Annotated in this window: 20 protein-coding genes; 7 read left to right on the top strand and 13 right to left on the bottom strand. The window is 45.9% G+C overall.

Annotation, left to right across the window (positions count from 1 at the left end):
* Positions 1–13 precede the first annotated feature (13 nt).
* The 4 genes from BLR32_RS19060 to BLR32_RS34385 all read left to right on the top strand — a co-directional run bounded on the left by BLR32_RS19060 (position 14) and on the right by BLR32_RS34385 (position 7,230).
* The gene (locus BLR32_RS19060) at positions 14–3,574 is read left to right on the top strand and encodes an efflux RND transporter permease subunit (RefSeq protein ID WP_089834439.1); all 3,561 of its coding nucleotides are present in this window, start codon (positions 14–16) and stop codon (positions 3,572–3,574) included.
* Between the two features lie 174 nt (positions 3,575–3,748).
* The gene (locus BLR32_RS19055) at positions 3,749–4,534 is read left to right on the top strand and encodes a TIGR00266 family protein (protein WP_089834438.1); all 786 of its coding nucleotides are present in this window, start codon (positions 3,749–3,751) and stop codon (positions 4,532–4,534) included.
* Between the two features lie 116 nt (positions 4,535–4,650).
* The gene (gene kynU, locus BLR32_RS19050) at positions 4,651–5,916 is read left to right on the top strand and encodes a kynureninase (RefSeq protein ID WP_089834437.1); all 1,266 of its coding nucleotides are present in this window, start codon (positions 4,651–4,653) and stop codon (positions 5,914–5,916) included.
* 9 nt (positions 5,917–5,925) lie between these two features.
* Positions 5,926–7,230: a 2'-5' RNA ligase family protein gene (locus tag BLR32_RS34385; protein WP_245705464.1), complete on the top strand. Its 1,305-nt coding sequence runs from the start codon at positions 5,926–5,928 to the stop codon at positions 7,228–7,230.
* A gap of 123 nt (positions 7,231–7,353) precedes the next feature.
* On the opposite strand, the gene BLR32_RS19035 is transcribed toward BLR32_RS34385, so the two are convergent.
* From BLR32_RS19035 to BLR32_RS19015, 5 genes are all read right to left on the bottom strand, one after another.
* Positions 7,354–8,337, bottom strand: coding sequence for a FecR family protein (locus tag BLR32_RS19035; RefSeq protein WP_089834436.1), 984 nt, complete (start codon positions 8,335–8,337; stop codon positions 7,354–7,356).
* Between the two features lie 4 nt (positions 8,338–8,341).
* Entirely contained in the window at positions 8,342–9,013 is a 672-nt protein-coding gene (locus tag BLR32_RS19030; protein ID WP_089834435.1) for an RNA polymerase sigma factor, read from the bottom strand.
* Between the two features lie 19 nt (positions 9,014–9,032).
* On the bottom strand, positions 9,033–9,791 hold the full coding sequence (locus tag BLR32_RS19025) for a head GIN domain-containing protein (protein ID WP_089834434.1): 759 nt from the start codon (positions 9,789–9,791) through the stop codon (positions 9,033–9,035).
* Between the two features lie 149 nt (positions 9,792–9,940).
* The gene (locus BLR32_RS19020; protein ID WP_089834433.1) at positions 9,941–10,258 is read right to left on the bottom strand and encodes a carboxypeptidase-like regulatory domain-containing protein; all 318 of its coding nucleotides are present in this window, start codon (positions 10,256–10,258) and stop codon (positions 9,941–9,943) included.
* Positions 10,259–10,568: 310 nt separating this feature from the next.
* Positions 10,569–11,309: a Bax inhibitor-1/YccA family protein gene (locus tag BLR32_RS19015; protein WP_089834432.1), complete on the bottom strand. Its 741-nt coding sequence runs from the start codon at positions 11,307–11,309 to the stop codon at positions 10,569–10,571.
* Positions 11,310–11,718: 409 nt separating this feature from the next.
* Here BLR32_RS19015 and BLR32_RS19010 point away from each other — a divergent pair, with 409 nt between their 5' ends.
* Together BLR32_RS19010 and BLR32_RS19005 are read left to right on the top strand one after the other, a co-directional pair.
* A complete protein-coding gene (locus BLR32_RS19010) occupies positions 11,719–13,566 on the top strand; it encodes a 2-oxoacid:acceptor oxidoreductase subunit alpha (protein WP_089834431.1) in 1,848 nt (615 codons plus the stop codon).
* 201 nt (positions 13,567–13,767) lie between these two features.
* A complete protein-coding gene (locus BLR32_RS19005) occupies positions 13,768–14,358 on the top strand; it encodes a DUF6134 family protein (RefSeq protein WP_089834430.1) in 591 nt (196 codons plus the stop codon).
* An 81-nt stretch (positions 14,359–14,439) separates the two neighbouring features.
* Here BLR32_RS19005 and BLR32_RS19000 read toward each other — a convergent pair whose 3' ends face one another.
* From BLR32_RS19000 to gldA, 8 genes are all read right to left on the bottom strand, one after another.
* The gene (locus BLR32_RS19000) at positions 14,440–15,630 is read right to left on the bottom strand and encodes a Gfo/Idh/MocA family protein (RefSeq protein ID WP_089834429.1); all 1,191 of its coding nucleotides are present in this window, start codon (positions 15,628–15,630) and stop codon (positions 14,440–14,442) included.
* A 113-nt stretch (positions 15,631–15,743) separates the two neighbouring features.
* On the bottom strand, positions 15,744–16,973 hold the full coding sequence (locus BLR32_RS18995; protein WP_089834428.1) for a nucleoside permease: 1,230 nt from the start codon (positions 16,971–16,973) through the stop codon (positions 15,744–15,746).
* Between the two features lie 99 nt (positions 16,974–17,072).
* Complete coding sequence (locus BLR32_RS18990; RefSeq protein WP_089834427.1) at positions 17,073–17,789, bottom strand: YqjF family protein; 717 nt, start codon at positions 17,787–17,789, stop codon at positions 17,073–17,075.
* A 29-nt stretch (positions 17,790–17,818) separates the two neighbouring features.
* Positions 17,819–18,463: an endonuclease III gene (gene nth, locus BLR32_RS18985; RefSeq protein WP_089834426.1), complete on the bottom strand. Its 645-nt coding sequence runs from the start codon at positions 18,461–18,463 to the stop codon at positions 17,819–17,821.
* A 119-nt stretch (positions 18,464–18,582) separates the two neighbouring features.
* Positions 18,583–18,732: a hypothetical protein gene (locus tag BLR32_RS34095; RefSeq protein ID WP_170117374.1), complete on the bottom strand. Its 150-nt coding sequence runs from the start codon at positions 18,730–18,732 to the stop codon at positions 18,583–18,585.
* Positions 18,733–18,967: 235 nt separating this feature from the next.
* Positions 18,968–19,273, bottom strand: a complete 306-nt coding sequence (locus BLR32_RS18975) for an FtsB family cell division protein (protein ID WP_089834424.1) — start codon at positions 19,271–19,273, stop codon at positions 18,968–18,970.
* Between the two features lie 160 nt (positions 19,274–19,433).
* Positions 19,434–20,726, bottom strand: a complete 1,293-nt coding sequence (eno, locus tag BLR32_RS18970; RefSeq protein ID WP_089834423.1) for a phosphopyruvate hydratase — start codon at positions 20,724–20,726, stop codon at positions 19,434–19,436.
* A 74-nt stretch (positions 20,727–20,800) separates the two neighbouring features.
* Entirely contained in the window at positions 20,801–21,712 is a 912-nt protein-coding gene (gene gldA / locus BLR32_RS18965; RefSeq protein ID WP_089834422.1) for a gliding motility-associated ABC transporter ATP-binding subunit GldA, read from the bottom strand.
* A 319-nt stretch (positions 21,713–22,031) separates the two neighbouring features.
* On the opposite strand from gldA, the gene BLR32_RS18960 reads away from it, so the two are divergent.
* The gene (locus BLR32_RS18960) at positions 22,032–22,607 is read left to right on the top strand and encodes a TerD family protein (RefSeq protein WP_089834421.1); all 576 of its coding nucleotides are present in this window, start codon (positions 22,032–22,034) and stop codon (positions 22,605–22,607) included.
* The last annotated feature ends 4 nt before the right edge of the window (positions 22,608–22,611 follow it).

The raw sequence follows: 22,611 nt of genomic DNA, 5'->3' as shown, positions 1-22,611 counted from the left end.
CTAAAACTGGTTTATGCAAGACAATCTGAATAAAGAATTTAAACCCACCAGCTGGTCGATAGATAATAAGGTGAGCATTTACGTTGCCACCCTTATCCTGGCCCTCGCGGGTATCATGTCCTATCAGAGCCTGCCGAAGGAACAGTTTCCGGAGGTAGTGTTCCCCCAGTTCTATATCAGTACCATTTATAGTGGTACTTCTCCTGAAGATATGGAGACACTGGTAACAAAACCCATCGAAAAACAACTCGGAGGTATCTCTGGTGTGAAATCTATCAAGAGTACATCCATGCAGGATTACTCTGCTATCACCATTGAATTTGAAGCGAGTGAAAATATGGAAACGGCACGTCAGGAAGTGCGTGAGAAAGTGGATGATGCAAAGAAAGACCTGCCTAATGACCTTACACAGGAGCCACAGATCATCAAGATAGACGTATCGCAGATACCTATCATGAACGTGAACCTGTCAGGTGATTTTGATTTGCAGTCACTCAAGAAGTATGCAGACGAAATGCAGGATCGTATTGAGGCATTGAATGAGATCACCCGTGTGGACATCGTTGGGGCACTGGAAAGAGAGATCCAGATCAACGTAGACAAGTATAAAATGGACGCGGCGAAGATCAGCTTTGATGATGTGGCGAATGCTGTTGCTATGGAGAACCGTACCATCTCCGGTGGTCTGGTATCTATGGATGGACAGAAGCGTACATTAAGTGTGAAAGGTGAATATAAAGATGCATCAAAGATCCGTGATATCGTTATACGCGGTATGTCGGGCGCTGTGGTATATCTGAAAGATATCGCCGAAGTAGTGGATGGTTTTGAAGAGCAGGAGAGTTATGCACGTCTGGATGGAAAGAATGTAATCACGCTGAACGTGATCAAACAAAGCGGTAAAAACCTGATAGATGCTTCTGATAAGATCCATGTGATCATCGAAGAAATGAAGAAGGATTATCTGCCAGCCGGACTAGATGTAACGATCACGGCGGACCAGTCCAACTCAACCCGTGTTACCTTGCATGACCTGATCAACACGATCATTATCGGCTTCCTGCTGGTAACCATGATCCTGATGTTCTTCATGGGAGCGGTGAATGCGATCTTCGTGGCACTGTCTGTACCGATCTCCATGTTCATTGCGTTCCTGCTGATGCCTGCATTGGATTTTACACTAAACATGATGGTGCTATTCTCCTTCCTGCTGGCATTGGGTATTGTGGTGGATGATGCGATCGTGGTGATTGAGAACGTGCATCGTATCTTCTATGAAAGAAAGGATCTGGGTATTGTGAAGGCTGCGAAAGTAGCGGCAGGTGAGGTATTCCTGCCGGTGTTCTCCGGAACGCTGACTGTATTGGCGCCGTTCTTCCCGCTGCTTTTCTGGCCTGGTATTATCGGTAAGTTCATGTTCTTCCTGCCGGTAACGTTGATCGTTACACTGGGTGCTTCACTGATAGTAGCTTATATTATAAATCCTGTGTTTGCGGTTGACTTCATGGATCGTCATGAAGGGGAGAATCATCCTAAGCCGCGATTCACCAGGAAGTTCATGATACTCACCATCGTATTCGCTTTTATCGCACTTATAGCATATGCGGGTGGTAATTTCGGCGTGGGTAACTTCACCATATTCCTGTACCTGATGATCGCGCTCGAGCGCTTCTGGCTGGGTGGGGTAGCCCGTCGTTTCCAGACCAATGTATGGCCACGTGTACAGGACCGTTACAAACATATCCTTAAATGGTGTCTTGTAGGATGGCGCCCGGTATGGATATTGGTCGGCACTTTCGGATTGCTGGTGTTCAGTATTATGCTGACTGTGATCCGCAGCCCTAAGGTAGTGTTCTTCCCACAGGCAGATCCCAACTTTATCTATACGTATATAGAGCTGCCGATGGGTACAGATCAGAAGTATACAGACTCTGTTACACATATTATTGAAAATAAGATCATCGCTGTAGTAGGGAAGAAGAACCCGATCGTGGAGTCTGTTATCTCTAACGTGGCGGTAGGAGCAGGGGACCCTTCCCAGATGGATATGAGTGTGCAGCCGCACAAGGGTAAGGTAACAGTCGCCTTTGTGGAGTTTGGGAAACGTAATGGAGAATCAACCGTACAATACCTCGATAAGATCCGTAAAGCGGTAAGAGGCATTCCGGGAGTTGATATTACGGTAGAGCAGGAGCAGGGTGGTCCGCCAACAGGTAAACCAATCAATATTGAGATCTCCGGTGATGAGTTTGAAGAGCTGACTGTAGCTTCTGACAAGCTCAAACGTTACCTGGATTCTCTGCAGATAGGTGGTGTGGAAGAGTTGAAATCAGACTTCCAGAGCAACAAACCTGAGATCCTGGTGAACATTGATCGTGAGCGCGCCAACAGGGAAGGTATTTCTACTACTACTATTGGTATGGCATTGCGTACCGCATTGTATGGACAGGAAGTATCCAAGTTCCGTGATCCTGAAGATGATTACAAGATCATGGTTAGATTCCGGGAAGATCAGCGTAACAATATCAATACCCTGATGAACCTGAATATTGTATACCGCGATATGAATATGGCGGGAACGATCCGTCAGGTGCCATTATCCGCAGTAGCAGATATCAGGTACTCCAATACTTATGCGAGTATCAAACGCATCGATCAGAAACGTGTTGTAACATTATATTCCAACGTACTGACTGGTTATAATACCAATGAGGTAGTGCAACAGATCCAGACAGCGCTGAATGACTTCCCTAAATCACCGGGTATCACAGTAAAAATGACGGGTGAGCAGGAAGACCAGCAGGAAACTTCCAACTTCCTTGGTCTGGCGATGGTGGGCGCTTTTGGTCTGATCCTGATGATCATGGTGACACAGTTCAACTCTATTGGCCGGCCGCTTGTTATTTTCATGGAGATATTGTTCTCTATCATTGGTGTGTTCCTGGGCTTTGCCATCTTTGGAATGGACATTTCGATTGTAATGACCGGTGTAGGTATCATGGCGCTGGCGGGTATTGTGGTACGTAACGGTATCGTACTGGTAGAGTTTACCGACCTGCTGGTACAGCAGAAGATGCCGGTGTACGAAGCGGTAGTGGAAGCGGGAAGAACCCGTATGACGCCGGTATTGCTGACAGCCATTGCGGCGATCCTGGGTCTGATACCACTCGCGGTAGGCTTCAATATTGACTTTGCCAGCTTATTCTCCTCATTTGAACCACATATCTTCTTTGGAGGTGATAACGTAGCATTCTGGGGCCCGCTGGCCTGGACGATGGTATATGGGTTGGTGTTTGCCACTTTCCTGACCCTGATCCTGGTACCGGTGATGTATGCCATGAACAAGCGTTCTATTGATGTGCTGGACCATTATAAAATGCCACGTGCGCTGAAATATGTGCCTTTCCTGGTATTGGGGCTGAAACTGGCGATGAAGAAGGAACAGGTGCGTAAGATGCATGATCCGGGATATGTATCGCCTAAGCCTTATCATTTCTTCCCGAACGGGGATGATGAAGCTGAAAAGCAGGCCCACAGGCATCATCAGGATAAGAAGATACACGAAAGAGTTTAGTTCACACTATATACAGTGTAACAGTTGTAGGTTTAACAGGTACCGTCCCGTATCCACGGGACGGTTTCTTTTTTTTCACCTTAACAAATTTTAACAATTGACTGCGACTTCAATTACTTATTTTTGGTGTACGAGAACCATTATTGTTAACCTGATAAATTATATCAATACGCTATGCGACGCAACCATGAAATAGATTACCGTATCTATGGCGAAGAAATACAGATTGTCGAGATAGAGCTGGACCCACAGGAAACTGCAATTGCTGAAAGCGGCAGTTTTATGATGATGGACCAGGATATTCAGATGCAAACAATGTTCGGGGATGGTTCACAATCTAATCAGGGACTTCTAGGTAAATTAATGTCGGCCGGTAAAAGGATACTGACAGGGGAGAGCCTGTTCATGACTGCATTTACCAATATGGGCCATGGCAAGCAGAAAGTTAGTTTTGCAGCTCCTTATCCGGGTAAGATCATTCCGATGGATCTGGCGCAGATGGGCGGTAGGGTGATTTGTCAGAAGGATGCGTTCCTGTGTGCAGCGAAAGGTGTTAGTATTGGCATAGAATGGCAGAGAAAATTAGGAACCGGAATTTTTGGCGGGGAAGGCTTCATTATGGAGAAGCTGGAAGGAGATGGTATGGCATTTGTGCATGCTGGGGGAATGGTGATAGAGAAGCAGTTACTGCCGGGACAGGTATTAAAAATTGATACCGGATGTGTGGTAGCGTATACTTCAGGGGTACAATTTGACGTTGAATTTGTAAGAGGCATCAGAAATATGGTTTTCGGCGGCGAAGGTTTGTTCTTTGCCACATTAAGAGGTCCGGGTAAAGTCTGGATACAATCCTTACCTATCAGCAGAATGGCCGCAAGACTGGTTTCTTACGGTACAGGAAAACGCAAGGAGGAAGGCAGTATACTGGGAGGCATAGGTAATTTACTGGATGGAGACTGATTGGTAGGCACGTTATAACGGTTCCGCGTTGCCCCAGGGCAGGAAAAGTACTCATTTTTTTAAGTAGAGTACAGGAATAAACGGGATCGGGTAAGAGAAACCTGGAATTTTGAAATATGTTTGAACTATCAAGGCAGTTTGCTGAAGAGCAGGACCAATCGGACCCATTAAAGACGCACAGGGAACAGTTTTATTTTCCCCAGAGAAATGGAAAGGATGCGATTTATTTTTGCGGAAACTCTTTAGGATTACAGCCCAAAAAAGTAAGACCAGCCATAGAACAGGAATTGACTGATTGGCAGCATCATGCAGTAGAAGGATATTGGAATGCGGAGAATCCCTGGCTTTATTATCAGCAATATTGCAGTAAACCGTTAACAAATATTGTCGGAGCCAGTCAGGAAGAGCTGACAGTAATGAATACGCTTACAGTGAACCTGCATCTGTTGCTGATGAGTTTCTATCGTCCGACAAAAGAAAGGTTTAAGGTGTTGATGGAGGCGGGAGCCTTCCCGAGCGACCAATATGCTGTTGAAACACAGGTGCGGCTGCATGGATTTGATCCTGAGACGGCGATAATAGAAGTGGCTCCCCGGCCAGGTGAGTATTTGATAAGAGAGGAAGATATTTTTGAAATTATTGCGCGGGAAAGTAGTAGCTTAGCAATAATATTATTGGGGGGAATAAACTATTATACCGGCCAATTGTTTAATATGCAGTCCATTACGAAAGCAGCCCATAGAGTTGGGGCTGTAGCCGGGTTCGACCTGGCACACGTAGTAGGAAACGTACCTTTGAAGTTACATGACTGGGAAGTAGATTTTGCCGTTTGGTGCTCATATAAGTATTTAAATGGAGGCCCCGGCGCAGTAGGTGGAGCATTTATACATGAAAGACATGCCCGAGATACAAACCGGCAGCGACTAGGTGGCTGGTGGGGCAACGAAGAAAGTACCCGTTTTAAAATGGAGAAGGGTTTTAAACCCAAAAGCCGTGCAGAAGGCTGGCAAATTAGCACGGCTCAGGTATTTAACATGGTAGCATTAAAAGCCTCACTGGAACTTTTTGAGTCCGCTGGGATGACAGCTTTAAGAGATAAGAGCATTAAACTCACCAATTATCTTGAATTCCTGTTAAAACATATAGAAAACATAAAATTTGAAATAATTACGCCAAAAAATTGTAAGGAACGCGGTGCTCAATTATCTTTGCTTTTCCATGAAAAAGGGAGAGTAATTCAACAAAAGATGACTGACGCCGGTATAATCGTCGACTGGCGGGAACCCGGAGTAATTCGAATTTCACCGGCGCCCTTATATAACTCTTATGGAGACGTATTTCATTTTTATGAAATCATAGCTAATATTGATTCAAACGCTTAATTAAGTAAGATGACTTTTGAGAGAAACGAACGCCCCCGCAGGCCCTACTCTCCTCCTGGTACAGAGAAAGACCAAGATCCCAATAAGGAGAGACCAAGCGGTTACTTCAAACCCGATTTTAATAGTGAAAGAGAGGGTAGACCCGGTGGTTATAACCGGGACAATGACAGACCTTTTAACTCTGACCGTGAAGGCGGCGGCGGTTATAATCGTGGGGATCGTGATGGCGGCGGCGGTGGATATCGCCCGCGCGACAATGGAGGATACGGTGGTGGCGGTGGCTACGACCGTGATGGTGGTGGTGGTTACGACCGCGGTGGCGGTGGTGGCGGCTATAACCGTGGAGGTGGCTATGGCGACCGTGAAGGCGGTGGCGGTGGTTACAATCGCGGTGGCGGCGGCGGTTACGATCGCGGCGGCGGTGGTGGTTATGACCGTGGTGGCGGTGGTGGTGGTTACGATCGCGGTGGCGGTGGTGGCGGCTACAATCGCGGTGGCGGCGGTGGTGGTTACGATCGCGGCGGCGGTGGTGGTGGTTACGACCGCGGTGGCGGTGGTGGCGGCTACAATCGTGGCGGCGGCGGTGGTGGTTACGATCGCGGTGGCGGTGGTGGCGGCTACAATCGTGGCGGCGGCGGTGGTGGCTACAATCGCGGTGGCGGTGGTGGCGGCTACAACCGTGGCGGTGGCGGCGGTGGAAACCGTGGCGGTGGCCGTCCAAGCTTTGGTGGCGGCAGAAAACCGTTTACACCAAAACCTGATAACAAGATTTATTTTATCGCCTTACTCCCTACTGCTGAAGTAGGTAAGGAGATCATTAAAATAAAGCAGGAATTTGCTGAAAAATATGGACCGGTATATGCGCTGAAAGTACTGCCGCATATCACCCTCCAGGTACCTTTCACAGCAGATCCGGCACTGGAAAAAGCTTTCTGTGATGAACTGGCAGAATTCGCTAAATCACAGGCTCCATTTGAGGTTTCCCTCAATGGTTTCGGTACCTTCCCGAATAAACAGAACCGCGTTCTGTTCATCAACGTGGAAAAGAGCGAAACAATGAGCGCCCTGCACAGACAGCTGATCAACTTCCTGCGTAAGGAATTTGGTTTCAGTACTATGCTGGCACGTACCGGCTTCACTCCGCATGTAACCGTGGCCTTCAAAGACCTGGAAGATGCGCAGTTTGAAAAAGCATGGCCTGAGTACGAAAATCAGGAGTATAAAGCTACCTTCAAGGTGAATAACCTGTACTTCCTCCGTCATAATGGCAAATCCTGGGAAGTTTTGCAGAAATGCAAACTGGGAGGAGCCTGATAATAAAAAAGGTGGTCTGACAAACAGACCACCTTTTTTTATTTTGTTATTTTCCTCAGGGTTATCACCCGCTACAAACACACAGCTTCCTAATGAAGCGATCTACGTGACTTTTATCCTCTGTTATTTCCTATTCAGCTTATATACATCTCCCTCTTTCTCCCAGCTGGCATTCGCACTTGCTGCAATTACGTCCAGTACCTGTTCCAGCGGCTCATCAGGCGTTATTCTTGTCTTAAGATTATAGTTAGCTACACTCTCATCAGCAACGATTTTTACCCCATATAAAGCCTCTGCTTTCCTGATCACATTACGGATAGGCTCATCATTAAAGACCATGATATTGTCCTTCCAGGCAATGAAATCGTGATTGGAAATGGCATCTTCTGCCAGTTGCTGATCTTTACCCAGCGTCACTTTCCTGCCTTCTGTCAGTACCACTTCTTTTGAATCCTTTTCCTGGTCTGATACGGCCACCTTTCCGCTGAGTACAAACACTTCTACCGGTTGTACCGCATAAGCCTTTACATCGAAGGTAGTGCCGAGCACCTGTGTTCTTGTACGGGAGGTATAGACTACAAAGGGATGGGCATCGTCTTTCACTACATCAAAATATGCTTCCCCTTCAAGGTGGATGGCTCTTTCTCCTTTATTGAAGTTGCTGGCGTAACGCAGGCTGCTGTTCTTATTGATAAATGCTTTGGTACCGTCGGGCAGGGCAATAATATTGGTTTCATTGGCCGCTGTCTGTATCGTAATCTGCCGGGGTGCATTCAACATGTACCAGGCAGTTGCTGCGCCTCCCAGTAAGAGAACAGCGGCGGCAGCACGGAGGGCGTACCAGCGGAAACTGCGAACAATACCGGTTGGTTGGCTGCTGGCCTGTAGCTTACTGTTAAAGCTGGCCCAGTTGGCTTCAACATCCGGTGCTATGTCTGCGTCCGCAGTAGCGGTCAGGTCCCAGGTTCTTTGAAGTTCACCGTAATACCGGCGATTAGCGTCATCTTCCTCCAGCCAGCTTTGCAGCTCTTCCTGCTCTGCCGGGCTAAGATCGCCTTCCAGCGAGCGCACAATCAACGATTCTATATGGTCAAAGGTGTACGACATGCTCTTAAAATTGTAAAAGTAAAGGATAAATAGCGGCGCTTGCCAGGAATAGCACCATCACCTGCAGATAATCCTGTAAGGATACCCTGAGTTTTTTTAAAGCGGTGATCATCTGGTTTTCCACTGTTTTAACTGAAATATTGAGTGTGCTCGCGATTTCTTTGTAGGAAAGTTCTTCATAACGGCTGAGTATAAAAATCTCGCGGCATTTCTCAGGAAGCTTGTCAATAGCCTGCTGTATATGCCGGGTGGTTTGCTGCAGACTGCCGCCCTGTGGGGCTGCCTGAACAGGCTCCATATAGTCCTCTATAGGCATATGAACTCCTCTGCGTTTGTTCTTATCAATATAATCCAGTGCCATATTAATACCTGCTCTGTGCAAATAAGCTTTAAAGTAAACCTGCTGAAGCTCCGAGCGGCGGTTCCAGATCTTGATAAACACATCCTGTGCAAGATCTTCAGCGGTGGCATTGTCCTGAACAATGCGGTAAATTGTCTTACAGACAAAGGGAAAATAGGTCCTGAAGAGCGTTTCCATAAAGGCCTCTTCATTCTCCTGTAAAAGTTTTTGTAGTTGTGCATTTTCCGGCATAGTACAAAAATAGGTTTTGTCCTTATTCCTGCTCACAAAACTGCTGGCAGTACCTGAAAATGCTGCTATGTAGCTAGCCTGCATGTGTGACGCTTTCGAGAAATTATAATTTAATGACTTTTCCTGACCCTGCAATGTCTGTTCTGACAACGGCTGCACCTCTGTATCTCACTTCTCCGCTGCCGCGTATGCTTACATCCAGGGAGTGGGATACATTTAGTGTATGTCCGCCGGAGCCTTTAACAGATATATCGGCATCCTCACAATAAAAGTCCATCCCCCGCACATCTCCGCTGCCGTCGATGTTGCTGTGGAAGATATTTGCGCTGCCATTCAACTGGATGTCTCCGCTTCCGTTGATCTCTGTTTCAAGCCTGTTGGTTATGATCGGAAACCGGGCATTGCCACTACCATCCAATCTATATTCAAACCTGTCTGTTCTTATAGTATCCAGGCTTTCCACACTGCCTGAACCGGAAAAAAATACAGAATTGTAGGTGGCGGATTTAAGATAAATATCAATGTCCCTGGTGTTATGCAGGCTTACGCCACTTTTAATACGCACATGCAGTGTAGTACCACTCACGTAGGTATCGATAACGCGCATCAGGTTGTCTTCTGCCGTGATCTGTACAGGGGCCGGAGAGCCTTGCTGCAGGTGTACATGCATAGGACCATCCACTTCCACATCAGTGAATACACCTGTTTCCCGGGTTTCACTGACCACATAACCAGATCCGGACAACCTCTCTTTATCACAAGATGCCAGCATAATATTAAAGACTGCCAGTAGCAGTAATTCCCATCCGATCGTTTTCCATCTGTTATAGAGAAGACTCTTCCTATTATTGGTCTTTTTCATATGTCAAAGGGGCTTTATCTTATAACGGCGGAGGGAACAACTACCCCTAGAAGGGTGAAATATGACACAAAAAAAAGAGCCGGCCATACAGACGTATGGAACCGGCTTTTTGATTAACCCCTATGAAAACCAACTATTGCTTTCTTTATCTATTGTTCTAATTTTATCTCGCCCAGGTCGGTCACTTTTCCTTCCTCTACCCTTACATTAGAAATGGTCACATTCCTAAAAGGCATTTTCGCATTAATGATCACTGTATAAGTGCCTTCCTCGGCGCCCTGCAGATTGAATGTTCCGTCAGCTATATCCGTTTTCAGTGAATCTGCATCCTTAACGGCCCAGACCATGCTGGCACCATCTAAAGGAGCTACTTTACCGGATATCGTACCTCCATCCGTATTACGGAAGGCAAGCACTGCTATTGCTGCAGCTACTAGGGCGAATATGCTTACTCTGACTGATCTCATTTTACCAGATTATTAAAGTGATATAATGGTCTGTGGTGCAAGCATATTGCTTGAGATATATAATCTAAAGAACTGACTAGTAAAAATCAATTACCATGCCACCGGCGTTATAATAAAACTATGTGGCAGTTTTTAACATTCCTTTACGAAGGCTTTAACAGTAGAGGGCCTGGCCTTAACAAATGCCTGACAGGACGTGCAATATGGTCATGTCAGAATGGAGAAAGGGGACAACAAAATGACGCATCCTGCCAACAAAAAGCCCGCACATTTGTGCGGGCTTTTATACTATCTATCTATTAGAAGAATATTATCTTTTGCTGAGTTTGGACAAGAGACGCAGTATTTCCAGGTACAGCCATATCAGTGTAACCAGCAGGCCGAAGGAGGCATACCACTCGAAATATTTAGGAGCACCCTGAGCAGCACCAGTCTCGATCAGATCGAAGTCGATAACGAGATTCAGCGCAGCAATACATACTACTACCAGAGAGAAGATGATACCTATAGTGCTGCCTTCATGAAGGAAAGGTATACGAATGTTGAAGAAGCTCAATACAAATGCCAGTAAATAGAACAGCGCGATACCAGCTGTAGCTGTGAATACAATAGCTTTGAATTTCTCAGTAGCACGAATGATACGGGTTCTGTACAGTACCAGCATGGCCAGGAAAGTAGCAAATGTGATACCCACTGCCTGCAATACGATACCGTCGTATAACTCACTATATAATACAGAGATTACACCCAGGAACAGACCTTCTGCCAGTGCATAGGCCGGCGCCAGATATTGTGCCCATTCTTTTTTGAAAGTGATGACGATGGCCAGTACGAAACCACCGAGAGCGCCTCCCCACAGGAAAGGCATAATATCCTGTTGTCTTGCAGGAGCACCCCATGCATATACTGCTGCGGCCATTACCAGTACTAGCAGGAAGGCCATTTTGTTGATTGTCCCTTTGATGGTCATTGTGCCTTCAGCCTGGGAGCTTCCCGCTTTCTGAAGTACCTTTTCATTAAATACAGGGTTATTGGATTGAAATAATGCCATGGTATAAAAAAATTTAGTACACTAAATTACAATTTCAATCATAATTAATCACTATTTATTAGTGGTAGTTGTAATGTAAGGGGCAAATAGCTGAAAATCAGTTGTTATACGGCACTACCAATCAAATTCCGGAATACATAAACAATAGATGACAAACTTAAAATAGCTTTGTTGTATCAGCAAGGCGTATATGCAGGCAGGCAACTGGACACAGCCATATCGTGGCAATTACTTAAAGTTATGAGCCATAACATATAGCTATACCTTCCGGAACTTAAAAGTCTATCAGGTTTGTGTACTTTTGTCATTACTGGCTTTAGCATCTAACATTTAATATATCAATGGTTACTACCTAACGAATTATTAAATTTACGGCCTGAAAACAAAGGACAGTTAAATAAGATATTCAATGTCAAATATTTCGGTTCAACAGATAGAAGATGTAGTGATAAAATTTGCCGGCGACAGTGGAGACGGGATGCAGCTTACCGGTACCCAGTTCTCCAATAACACTGCGTTGGTTGGCAATGACTTGAGCACATTCCCGGACTTCCCGGCAGAAATACGCGCCCCGCAGGGAACCCTGCCAGGTGTGAGCGGCTTCCAGCTGCATTTTTCCTCCAACCGCATATTCACTCCCGGTGATGCCTGTGATGTGCTGGTAGCTATGAATGCTGCGGCGCTGAAGGCTAACCTGAAAAGCCTGAAGAAAGGCGGTATCATCATCGCCAATACCGATGGTTTCGATGCAAAGAACCTGCGTCTGGCCAATTACCCTGATGGGGTAAATCCACTGGAAGACGGTTCCCTGCAACCCTATCAGCTGCATACCATGGACGTGACCAAAATGACACGTGAAGCGCTGAAGGACGTGAACCTGGGTATGAAGGAGAAAGACCGTGCAAAGAACATGTTCGTGCTGGGCTTCCTGTACTGGTTATACGACCGTAACCTGGAAAGCACCGAGAACTTCCTGAATGAGAAATTTGGCAAGAAACAGGATATCCTGGATAGTAACCTGAAGGCATTACATGCCGGGTACAACTTCGCAGATACGGTGGAGGCTTTCAGCACCCGTTTCCATGTGGAAAAGGCCCGTATGGAGCCTGGTACTTACCGCAGCATTACTGGTAATACTGCCCTGGCTTATGGTCTGATTGCAGCCAGCCAGAAGGCTAATCTGCCGGTTTTCCTGGGGACTTACCCCATCACACCGGCGTCCGATATCCTGCACGAACTGAGCCGTTATAAGAATTTTGGCATCCGTACCTTCCAGGCAGAAGACGAGATAGCGGGTATTACCTCTGCTATTGGTGCTTCCTACGGTGGACATATGGGTGTTACGACTACCTCTGGTCCTGGTATGGCCCTGAAAGGTGAAGCAATGGGGCTGGCCGTAATGCTGGAAATCCCGCTGCTGATCATCAATATTCAGCGTGGAGGACCATCCACTGGTCTGCCTACTAAAACAGAGCAATCCGACCTCCTGCAGGCTTATTATGGCCGTAACGGGGAGTGTCCGATGCCGATCGTATCTGCATCAACTCCATCGGATTGTTTCAATGCTGTATTTGAAGCTTTCCGCATTTCTGTTGCACATATGACGCCGGTGATCTTCCTGAGCGATGGTTACATTGCAAACGGTGCAGAACCCTGGCGTTTCCCGCAAAGCAAGGACCTGCCAGCTATTCCTGTAAAGTTCAAGAAAGGACTGGAAGAAGGAGAGGAGCAATTCCTGCCTTATCACCGCGATGAGAACCTGGTACGTCCGTGGGCAGTACCTGGTACACCAGGACTGGAACACCGCATTGGTGGTCTGGAAAAACAGAACATCACCGGTAACGTGAGCTATGATCCGGAAAACCACCAGTTAATGGTGCGTATCCGCCAGGAGAAGGTCGACAAGATCGCTGATCACATTCCTCCTCAGGAGATAGAGCTGGGCCCTGAAAAAGGTAAGGTGCTGGTACTTGGCTGGGGTTCTACCTATGGCGCTATCAAAAGTGCCGTACTGGAACTGCTGGCAGAGGGACATGCAGTAGCGCATGCACACATCAGGTACCTGCGTCCGTTCCCTAAGAACCTGGCAGAGATCCTGCACAGCTATGACAAAGTGTTGATCCCTGAGATCAACAATGGTCAGCTCATTAAGATCATCCGTGAACATTTCCTGATTGATGCGGTAGGTTATAACAAGATCATGGGTGTGCCTATCACTAAAGGAGAACTGGTAACGAAGATCAAAGAAATGCTGTAATAGCCAGCAGTCGCCATAGTCAGCTAACTATAGCAGGATCAGGCGGATGTAGTGATTACCCAAACGATTCATGATTATTTTATATAGGATCCTGCCTTTCGGGGCAGGATTTTTATTATATTTAATACTATATAACAAAACAGGCCACGGCACGTTTGCTATATACGAACGGATTACTACAACATAGCCAAAAGCTTTATCATGAAAGGCGCCATCTGGTCTTCACTGTTTATCTGCCTGTTTACATTGAACAGTGCATTGTTACACGCCCAAACGCATAATTACGAAATACGTTTCAGTAACCACGTTATCGGCAACGTCACCGCCCATTGCAAAGTGAATGGGGCTTCCCGCAATATCTCTATCCAAAGTAAAGTGGACATGAAACTGCTGGCTAAATTCAACCTCGACATCTCCTGCGATTTTGACAACAACATCCTTGTCAGGTCAAAGGTGATAAAAAGCTCGGGTAAGGATGCTGACAACAAGACCATTATCACACAACGGGAGGCAAAGAATTATTCCGTAGTACAGAATGGCGAAAAGTCAGTGCTGAATACCACAGAGATCGTGCATTCCGTGGGAGAGATGTACTTTATGGAGCCACGGCAGGTCACAAAGATCTTTTCTGAGACATTAGGCATCTTTCTGACGCTTAATTCTCTGGGAAATGGACTTTATGAGCTGTTGCTACCTGAGGGGAAAAGAAACGTCTATAAATACGAAAAAGGGACATTGGTGCAGGTGGAGATATCCCAGGCATTGGGGAAGGCTTATATTATCAGGGTTTAAAGTATCAGCAGTTAAATCGACATTGATTTTACAAATAAATAAAAAGGGACTTCATTTGAAGCCCCTTTTTTGTTTATAAATTTATATCACCCGCTCAACGATCTGACCGCTCTTCTTCTCTTTCAGGATCAGTTTCCTGGCGCCGAAATGGGTCATTTCTTCTTTCACAAGGTAGTGGTCTGCATCATAATCCACCAGGGTCTGAGGTTTGCTTAACCCTGTCTGTCCACGCCAGATATCCAGTTTTACAGGTTCCCACTGTTTGCTGGCAGCGCTGCGGTAAGCAGCATCCAATACAGCATTTACTACATAGCCATCGTAGAAGGTTTCTCTTGCGGGTTTGTTGTTCTCAATAGCATTGAACATGTCTGCAAACATGTGGTTATAACCCAGTTCATTCAATTCGTCACCTACAGGGAATAACCAGCCGCTATTGCTTTCTGCTTTTTCTGCTACGTAGTCAGCACCCTTGCCGGTGGTGAACATATCAAAACCCGTACGCAGGAAGCTATTCAGCCAGATAGTACCTTCAGTACCCATTACCTCATCTCTCAGGTCAAGCCCGCCGCGGAATGTCCAGCTTACTTCAAACTGACCGATGGCGCCATTCTCATATTTTACGAGACCGATAGCATGGTCTTCTGCGTCAATAGGTTTCACCTGTGTATCTGCCCAGCACATTACTTCTACCGGTTTGATATCTTTGCCGATGAAGCTGCGTGCGATCTCAACGCAATGGCATCCGAGATCAAGGATACAACCTCCGCCTGCCTGTTCTTTATCCCAGAACCATTCGCTGTGGGGACCAGGGTGTGTTTCCCTTGATTTGGCCCAGAGTATGCGGCCCAGGGCACCGTTCTTAACACTTTCCAGTGCCTTAAGGAATTTAGGTGTGTATACCAGGTCTTCCAGGTAACCGTTGAAGATACCGGCAGCTTCCACCATTTCCAGCATGCGTTTGGCTTCTTCTGCATTACGGCCAAGGGGTTTGGTACAGATCACACCTTTCTTGTGTTTGCAGCAAAGCGCTACTGCAGCTTCGTGCAAATTGTTGGGGAGGGAGATGCAAACCACATTCACATCCGGATGTGCAATGGACGCTTCCATATCGGTAGTCCAGTGGTCTACATGGTAGTCTTCTGCAAATTTCTTTGCGCTTTCTTCCCTGCGGGAATAAATGCTGACAATCTTATCCCGGCTTCTCTGACCCTGTAGTGAGTCTGCATAGAAACGGCCGATAAAGCCAGAGCCTAACATGGAAATACGTTGCATAAATATCTGATTGAATTAAGTGATAACAACCGGGCCAAATGAAAACTCCGCAGTAAAGCACCAGGTTGATATAGGTAGTTCACTGCGGAGTGGTTATGTGATGTAACAGAAGATTATGCTACTACTTCTCTTTTGCTGTCGCGGAATGTTGCCATGAACAGCAACCATACCACAGCAGCAATGATGGAAGGAATCATCCATACCTTCTGCCAGAAGCTATCGGTAGCATGTGTAGTGTAATAGTCAGAAATGATACCTGCAACCCAGAAGCCAATCAGCATTCCGATGCCATAGGTAGCCAGAGTTACAAGTCCCTGAGCTGCGCTCTTATATTTTTCTCCTGCCTGCTGATCAGTATATATCTGTCCGGAAACAAAGAAGAAGTCATAGCATATACCATGCAGCGCTATACCTGTAATAAGCATAAAGGCGAGTGGACCCGCATTGCCATAAGCAAAGAGCAGATAACGTACTGCCCATGCGAGCATACCGATCATGATGGTCTTTTTGAATCCAAACCGACTGAAGAACACAGGGATCAGCAGGATGAACAGTGCTTCGGATACCTGGCCAATGGCCATTTTCCCTGTAGGATTTTCCAGGCCTGACTGCTCGAGGAAGTGGTGTGCATTCTGGTAGTAGAATGCTAAAGGAATACAGATCAGGATGGATGATATAAAGAATATCAGAAAGTTTTTGTTGCTAAGCAGTTTAATTGCATCAAGACCTAATATTTCTGCTATACTATCTTTTTGAGCCTTGTCTTTTACAGGAGGCGTTTTAGGAAGAGTGAAACTGAACAGGCCCAGTAACAGGGATGCTACAGCACCCATAGCAAATGTATTTTTCAGCTCACCTGCATCAGTACCAGCTGCTGAATCCCAGTGGAAGGCATAGCTGATGGTAAGTCCGGCTACGATCCAGCCAATAGTACCCCATACACGGATAGTAGAAAATTCCTTTTCAGGATTATTCATCTGGCGGAAAGATACAGAGTTCACCAGGGCAAGAGTGGGCATGTAGAGTACCATGTAGGCAAATACATAAGGATAAAATACGCTCACGCTTTCAGCGCGATACATTTGGAACATGAGCGCCGCGCCAACCAGATGCAGAATACCCAGAATCTTTTCTGCATTGAAGTATTTGTCTGCGATCATCCCTACGATGAAGGGAGCGATAATGGCTCCGTATGACTGTGTAGAGAATACACTGGCAGTCTCCAGACCGGATGCCTGAAGATTTTTGGCAAGGAATGTTCCCAACGTAACGAACCATGATCCCCATATAAAGAATTCAAGGAACATCATAACGGACAACTGTAAGCGAGTACCTGATTTCATAACGAATTTTAGACTTTATAGCTCTGTAAAAAACTTTAGCGGCAAAAGATAAGTAAAATATAATCGAAATTCCAAATTAGTAGTACAGATGGTGATGATTTACAGCAATTTTTTTGGCATGACGCTGATGTCGGAACCTTCCGCCAGTAATGCAGAGACAGGAGCCTGCTGTAACATAGGAACAAAGGCAGGGCCATAGAGTGCAGCAGCATCACAATGATAACTATATTCGATAATGCGGTGTGTTCTCCATTGTGGATGAGCCACCTGGTATTCACCTGTGCGTGTTGCCGCCGTCTGTGTATATCCCCAGTAATGATCCGTAATAAACTCCGCCTCGCTGCCGGCAATAATAGGAATGGGCTCTTTTTCTGCGGTGGCTTTCAGGAAGTTCCAGTGCTGGTCAACCTTCCACTCATAGCTGACTTCCAGCAGATTATCAGGTGTATGCCGCCATTGATGCCGCATGGGATGGGTAGCATACTTCTCTTTATAGACAGTATTGGCCACAAAGGTGATCATTCTTTTAGGAACGATCTCTTTCACAAACACAACGCCTCTTTTCCATATGCCTGCTTCTTTATAACGCACATAGAAACGGAGGTTCACTTCTTCGAAGTGGCGGTGAAAGGGAAGGAAAAGGCCTTTTACGCGGGTATTCTGGAACATGAATCCCACCAGACTGACATATAGCCTGTTATGCCAGGTATCGAGCTCTGTATTGTGAGGTACCAATGGTTGCAATACGGCAGGATCTGCCTCAAAATTGATCATCAAGAGGTTACGCCAGTCAGCAGTTAAAAAAGGCTTTCCCATAAAATGCAGTTACGTTGTCTGGTCAGTTATTAGCCCCGTAGCAAGCTATGATAATATTTGCATGCCGGTCTTAGTCCGCATTGTTCACATTTGGGTGTCCGGGCCACACAAATATACCGGCCATGCAATATTAGCCAGTGATGGGCAATATGCACTTTTTCGGTAGGAATATATTTCAATAACTGCTTTTCTGTCTGAAGGGGAGTGGTTGCATTGGTGGTAAGTCCTATACGGGCAGAAACGCGGAACACATGGGTATCCACGGCCATATTAGGTTGCTGGTGGATAACGGAAGTGATGACATTGGCTGTTTTACGGCCAACGCCTGGCAGTTTGACCAGTTCTTCTACGGTGGAAGGAATCTCCCCGTTGAAGTCTTCCATCAGCATCTGCGCCATGCCAATGAGGTGTTTGGTCTTATTATTCGGGTAGCTGATGCTGCGTATCAGTGGAAATAATTCGTCGAATGTGGCGTGGCTCAGTACTTCCGCATCCGGGTATTTTTCGAAGATAGCAGGTGTGGTCATGTTAACGCGTTTGTCCGTGCATTGTGCAGACAGGATGACCGCTACCAGCAATTGATAAGGATTGTCGTAAATCAGTTCAGTCTCTGCATTGGGAGCATGTTCTTCGAAATAGCTGAGAACAAAGGCAAAGCGTTCTTTCTTTGTCATATCTGTAAAGATAGGGCAAAGATAATATGCTGCAAATATGCCGGATGTACTACCGATAGCTATTCTTTTCGTCCATAAGGTGCTTACGGACGTGACAGCTATAGCCTTGGGCTGTTATACTATTTTGAAGGCGTAACCTTCCTTGCATAATCAGCGATAGCCTGCAGAGTTTCTGGCCTTGGAGAAAAACGGATAGTATCCAGCGCTTTTCTTGTTTGATTCAGACAAATTTCTTCTTCACGAGATAATTCCGGGTCCTGGTTTGTCATCTTTTTAGGTTTATTAGCGCTACTGGTCACAGAATGTAAGGCAAAAAAAGAGTGTGTAGAATTCCCCATGCAATATTTTTTTAATACAAATGATTCGTTCCTAACTATATAACGGAGATTGTGCAAAATGTATTGTCGGCCTAAATGAAATATTTCGAAAGTAAAGATAGCCGGTCTATCTTAAAATCCGGCCAGGAAAGGGAAGGCTTAACGTGGAGAGGCGAAAAAGCGCGTTTTATTCTTTCTCTGTGATAATGAACAGGTCCTCATCATCTTTTTTCATCAGGTATTTTTCCCGGGCGAACTTTTCCAGCTTTTCCGGACTAGACAACAGCTCCTGTTGTTCTTTCCTGGTTTTACTGATCTCATCCTGGAAGAAAGATTTTTGTGCTTCCAGTTTGTTAACCTCGGATTGTAATTCGTACTGTGAGATGAAATTTTTACTGTCAATAAACGCCAGCCATATCAGGAATGCGGCGGCAGATACGAAATATTTATTTCGCATGTAAGCTGGCACCTTGATAGATTTTAAACCTGGCATTGGCATATGTGATTGATATATAGCCGTAAAATGGCTGTTTAAAAAGCCGGGTTTCGAAGTAACTCAAAACCCGGCAATATGGATGGACCACTAATTAAATTATCGTCATCAAAGATCAGATCCCGAAATTCGACGTACGAGATTCAATCGGGCTCGTTACTTACTTCTTACCAAATTTAACGGATTTTCCCGGATAATAAGCCACGTTGTCCAATTCTTCCTCGATACGGAGTAACTGGTTGTATTTGGCCATACGGTCAGTACGGGAAGCAGAACCGGTCTTGATCTGGCCGCAGTTCAGGGCAACTGCCAGGTCAGCGATGGTAGTATCTTCAGTTTCGCCGGAACGGTGGCTCATGATAGAGGTATAACCTGCTTTGTGCGCCATGTTCACTGCATCGATCGTTTCAGTAACAGTACCGATCTGGTTAACCTTGATCAGGATGCTGTTAGCAGTGCTCTGGTCGATACCGGTTTTCAGACGTTTAACGTTGGTAACGAACAGGTCATCACCTACCAGCTGTACGTTAGCACCAACAGCTTCGGTCAGTTTTTTCCAGCCAGCCCAGTCGTCTTCTGCCATACCGTCTTCGATAGAAACGATTGGATATTTTTTGCACCACTCAGCCCAGAAAGCAACCATTTCATCGCTGCTGATCACTTTGCCGGAGCTCTTATAGAATTTGTAAGTTTTGTCAGCGTCATTGAACATTTCGCTGCTGGCAGCGTCCAGTGCAATAGCGATCTGCTCACCTGGTTTGTAACCAGCTGCCTCGATAGCTGCGATCACAGTTTCGATCGCTTCTTCGTTGCTCTGGATTTCAGGAGCGAAACCGCCTTCGTCACCTACGTTAGTGCTGTAACCTTTCTTTTTCAGAACGGATTTCAGGTGATGGAACACCTCAACACCCCAGCGCAGACCTTCAGAGAAGGAAGTAGCACCTACAGGAACGATCATAAATTCCTGGAAGTCAATTTTGTTATCAGCGTGTACACCACCATTGATGATGTTCATTAGTGGAATAGGCAGGGTAGTAGCATTTACGCCACCCAGGTAGCGGTACAGCGGCAGGTTAGCTTCGTCAGCAGCAGCTTTGGCAACAGCCATGCTCACAGCCAGGGTAGCGTTAGCACCCAGCTTACCTTTGTTTTCAGTACCATCCAGTTCTATCAGGAATTTATCGATACCGGCCTGGTCTTTCACGTCCCAGCCAATCAGTTCTTCAGCGATAATATCGTTCACATTGTTCACAGCCTGGATAACACCTTTACCCATGTATACGGCTTTGTCGTTATCACGCAGCTCAACTGCTTCATGCTTACCGGTAGAAGCACCTGATGGAACGGCTGCACGGCCAAAGTGACCGTCTTCTGTGGTTACATCTACCTCTACAGTAGGATTTCCGCGGCTATCAAGAATCTGCCTTGCATGGATTGCTGAAATGGTACTCATTGTTGTTCAATTGTTTTAATATAATAATTTGTAAGCTAATTAGTTACCGACCGGTTATGCATGCCGGAACCCTCCTACTTTGTCAATTCCCTGAAGATAGATTCCAGGCTTTGTGAATTGCTTTGCAAAGAAAGGATGTTCCTGTTATTTATCAAAGCAAATTGTAGCAGGTTTTTACGTACTTCTTCCAGATTACCAGCAAATAATTGCCAGGTATTGGCATCCTGTTGTTTTATTCTTGTTACGCCTGCTATTTGTTGCAAATCTGTGTCTGATGGTACCGGTTCTCCGAAGGATACGAGGATATAACCATTTTCAGTACCTCCTTGTTGCAGGTTTTGCAGGGTATCGTCTGCAATAATGTTGCCCTTATTGATAATTATGACCCTGCTGCACATAGCTTCTACCTCCTGCATGATGTGCGTACTCAATACAACGGTCTTGTTCTTTCCAAGTTCGGAGATAAGCTGACGGATGTCGGCCAGCTGATTAGGGTCGAGGCCGGAGGTAGGCTCGTCCAGGATCAGTACTTCCGGGTCATGGATCAGGGCCTGGGCCAGTCCCACACGCTGTTTATATCCCTTGGACAGGGCACCGATCTTTTTCTTGCTTTCCGGCTGCAGACCCGTCATGGCAATGATCTCAGATATGCGTTTGTCAGTGTCTTTACCCAGTTTATGTACCTGTGCCACAAATCCCAGAAACTCCCGGATATACATATCGAAATACAGGGGATTGGCTTCAGGCAGGTAGCCAACACGCCGTCTTACCTCCATTGGCTGGGTGGCAACGTCATATCCGCATACACTGGCAGTACCGCCACTGGGTGGCAGGTAGCCGGTGATCATCTTCATGGTAGTACTTTTTCCGGCGCCGTTAGGCCCCAGGAAGCCTACTATTTCCCCCTTGCTGAGCGAAAAGGAAATATCATTGACCGCCCTTTGCTCCCCGTATACCTTACTTAGCTGTGTTACTGTGATTGACATTAGGTTTTCCACTTTGGCGCGGCTAAAGTATGAAAATCGGGTTAGAATAAAAATCACTTATAATCGTCTATAAGATAAATGGCTGGGTTCCATCGAGGTCTTATGTGGTGCGACCATTATTTAACTAAACTTTTATAACGAAATTTAGCCGGGAATATATAATTTTAAATATATTCACAAATTGTAACCTGATGTAGGGCAGTAGGTTCCGAGAATCTGGTTATAACTTTAAGCCTGCATATTGTCAAAATGCTCGATAGCAACAGTTGTTAATCAATAATCACAATACATTTTAAACCCTGCAAACATTTAACATTTCATGGCAATTAATTTACAGAAGGGACAAAAAATTGATATCGGACTTTCCCAGATCAGCGTAGGGCTGGGATGGAATCCAAACGAAGGGACAGGGAATGATTTTGATCTGGATGCGTCGGCATTTATGATAGATGGCAACAGGTTGATCCCAACAGAAGGATTTTTTGTTTTCTATGGCAACACCAACTCTCCTGACAGCGCATTACAGCATACCGGTGATGATCCTACCGGCGGTAACAGCGCCGACGGAGATGATGAAACAATCAAGGTAGATCTGTCCAAAGTACAGCAGGACATCAAGGAAATACTGTTTGTTGTAACCATCCACGATGCAATAGCACGTAAGCAGAACTTCGGACAGGTAAGGAATTCATATATCCGTATTGTTAATGATGCCAACGGAGAGGAAATAGCAAAATATGAACTCGGAGAAGACTTCTCAGTAGAAACCGGAGTAGAGTTCGGACGCTTGTACCTGAAAGATGGCAAATGGCGTTTCGAAGCTTCAGGTATCGGTTATAAAGAAGACCTGGCTTACTTCCTGGGTAAATACTACAAAGGACAGATCATTAAATAGTCTA

The sequence above is a fragment of the Chitinophaga filiformis genome (assembly GCF_900102545.1).
Taxonomy (GTDB): domain Bacteria; phylum Bacteroidota; class Bacteroidia; order Chitinophagales; family Chitinophagaceae; genus Chitinophaga; species Chitinophaga filiformis.
Note: the sequence above shows the minus strand (reverse complement) of the source record. Positions and strands in the feature narration are given on the sequence as shown.